This window comes from Microcystis sp. M49636_WE2 (genome assembly GCF_030065375.1).
Lineage (GTDB): Bacteria > Cyanobacteriota > Cyanobacteriia > Cyanobacteriales > Microcystaceae > Microcystis > Microcystis aeruginosa_C.
This window is the reverse complement of the sequence record NZ_JASJFG010000915.1, coordinates 1-2,846: the sequence shown is the minus strand read 5'-3', so window position 1 is coordinate 2,846 and position 2,846 is coordinate 1. Positions and strand designations below refer to the sequence as shown.

The 2,846-nt window shown below is 41.0% G+C and carries 4 protein-coding genes; all 4 read right to left on the bottom strand.

Going from position 1 to position 2,846, the window contains the following annotated elements; genetic code table 11:
- Positions 1–140 precede the first annotated feature (140 nt).
- The gene (locus tag PX484_RS20960; protein WP_287767311.1) at positions 141–449 is read right to left on the bottom strand and encodes a DUF6883 domain-containing protein; all 309 of its coding nucleotides are present in this window, start codon (positions 447–449) and stop codon (positions 141–143) included.
- A gap of 49 nt (positions 450–498) precedes the next feature.
- Complete coding sequence (locus PX484_RS20955; RefSeq protein ID WP_287767309.1) at positions 499–693, bottom strand: RelB antitoxin-like protein; 195 nt, start codon at positions 691–693, stop codon at positions 499–501.
- A 44-nt stretch (positions 694–737) separates the two neighbouring features.
- Positions 738–2,183, bottom strand: coding sequence for a GUN4 domain-containing protein (locus PX484_RS20950; protein WP_287767307.1), 1,446 nt, complete (start codon positions 2,181–2,183; stop codon positions 738–740).
- Positions 2,184–2,341: 158 nt separating this feature from the next.
- On the bottom strand, positions 2,342–2,846 hold a 505-nt coding region (locus PX484_RS20945; RefSeq protein ID WP_502882773.1), incomplete at its 5' end, for an ornithine cyclodeaminase family domain.

Here is a 2,846-nt window from a genome sequence, read left to right as displayed (position 1 = left end):
TCTTGGCCTTCGGGTCGAGGACAATAATCCACGATAATCGCGTGAGTGCCACGAGACAAATTAGATTCTGGCAAATCTTCGGTTAATTGAACTTCGGAAAACATATCAAATTTCATAGTCTAACTCTTTTAATCTGGTAATCAAGTCACAAATCTTGTTTCTTTCGTAAGTGAGTCGATAATCCAATAGGTAGAGACTCGTAAGTTTATCCCGTTCACCCCTTGTAAAAGTCCTTTAATTTCATAAATATCACCGAACTTTGTTTGTTTATTTAAGGTGGCCTCGTTGAGAAGAATACGTCTTAAATCTTGTTCCAATACCTGCCAGTTGTCTAAATTATATCCTGCTTGTGCCAGAAAGCCTGATTTATCATCTTTGGGTTGTAAAACTAGCAAATACCGGGTTAATTTAGCTGGTGGGATTGTCGCATTGGGATTTAAATAAGGCATTTATATTGTAATTTAGCCAATTTCTTTATAGACTTCTATAAAATAGATTTTACAGTATATACCGGCAGTATTGCCATGTTTTTTCTTTGTCTAGGATTTGATCATTTTCAACTTCTTCGATGAGTTTTCCTAGTCCGTAATCCTCTAGGATTTCTTCGATTTTTTCAAATTCAGCAATGGGAATCTGAACGGCAATCGGCTTTTGATCTTTGTCTAATACATAGTTTTTGTTAATTTCTAGCATTTGGTTTTCCCTCCGATACAATTCTTAAAAATTGGCTGTTACCTTTATATGTTACATTTTACAAGTCTCGACGCGAGAGAAGAGACAACCCTAAACCTTGTACTAACCAACGGACCCTCATACCATCTTCTTATTTTCAATATCGGGAGGTGTCCTAGGGGTGCTTTTAGGTCAAAAGTAACATCTTTGTAGCATATCCAGCTATTATTCACTCGCCAGCCTACCCTATCTCCGAAAGCGTTCCAAACTCTTCTATTATACTGCCGCGTCCCACCGAGTTCGCGGTAGATTTTCGCCTGCACGGAAAAACCAAAGCGACCGCCACTATATTTAACCCATAATTGGTCAATGGTTCGCAAATCCTCGCAGGAGAAATTATCGATATCCTCTACCCGTAACCATCCTTCTGACCTTCGGTTGGCAGCCTGTAGCATCACTGTTGCGGTTTCTTCGTCCGCTTGCTTCCATTGCTGCCGTTTCAGTAAATCCTCTAAGTTCCGATAATCGATTCCTTTGGCGCTTTTAAGCTGGATAGATGGGGGAGTTTGAGGAACGGAAATAACGGGATTAAGGGGTTTTTGAATAGTTGTCTGAGATATAGAGACTGATGTTTTTATCTGCAAAGCTGACAACACTTCCGAAGCGGATTGATAGCGTTTTTTCGTGCCAAACTCGATTAATTTATCCAGAATATTCCCTGAATCATTACTAACAGGATTATTAACCAACCACTGTCGCCATACCCATTGGTGTTCCCCACCATCGAATAAATCAAAGGGAGATATTCCAGTTAATAAATAAAGGCAAGTTACACCCAAACTATACAAATCACTGGCATTAACTGCTTTCCCGTTCCCCTGTTCTGGTGCGATGTATTCCGCAGAACCGATAATTGTTCCTGTCATGGAACGATTTAAAGGACTGACAAATTTTGCCGCTCCAAAGTCCACTAAAATCAATTTATTATCGCTTTTTCTGCGAATAATATTTTCGGGTTTAATGTCGCGATGAATTACTTGTTTACTATGAATAAATTCTAGAATCGGTAAAATCTCTGACAAAAGATGTTTAATTTTAGCTTCGTTAAATACTCCTTCCTCTTTTAATTCTTGTTCGAGATTTTGTCCTGCGATATATTCCTGCACGAGATATTGTCGCCCGTCATTAGCGGTAAAATAGGCGTAAAGTTCGGGGATTTGTGGGTATCTTCCCAAACTATCTAAACGAATCGCTTCTTCTTTAAATAATTCTGCTGCTTTCTGTAAAGTTCCTGTTCCCTGCGCTGACGGGAAAAATTGTTTAATTACACAATAGGGTTTTGAGGGTTTATCCTCATCTATCGCTTGAAATGTCTTGCCAAAACCCCCTTGACCGATTAATTTTAGCGCTCGATAACGTTCTCTGAGCAGTAATTGAGAACCGCACTTATGACAGAATTTATCCGTGGGGGTGTTTTTGTGCGAACAATCGGGATTGAGACAGAGACTCATAGCCGTTTGACAAGTATGGGAAGATAAGCCCTATTATACAAAAAGAAAGCAAGCTAGGGCGACTCTAGTGGGCAAATTTTCTCTGATAATTGCTTGAAAATATCGATAAAAATAGGTGAGTTAGCAAAGCGTAACCCACCCGATATCTATTTGCGGTTTTAAACCGTTTCTACCAAGGGACGGGTTAACTTATCCAACTGTTGGGTTAACAAACTCAGGAATAAACCCACATCGGTGACGATACCGACGGATTCTACGGAACCTCGATCGCTTAATTTTGTCACCACGGCCGGGTTAATATCAACACAGACCATTTTCACCCCCGCCGGTGTCATATTGCCCACACCGATGGAATGGAGCATACTAGAGAGCATGAGAATCATGTCTGCACCTTGAATTAAACGGGAATATTCTTCCTGTGCTTTAATTAAATCCATCTCCGTATCCGGAAGCGGACCATCATCGCGAATTGAACCGGCCAAACTGAAGGGGACATTATTCTTGACGCATTCATACATTACACCTTTTGTCAATACCCCGGCCGATACAGCTTTGGCGATGCTGCCGTGGCGACGGATGAGGTTGATAATCTTGAGGTGGTGACGATGGCCACCGCGCACGGGGATGCCTTTCTGCATATCTACCCCTAAAGAAGTACCCATG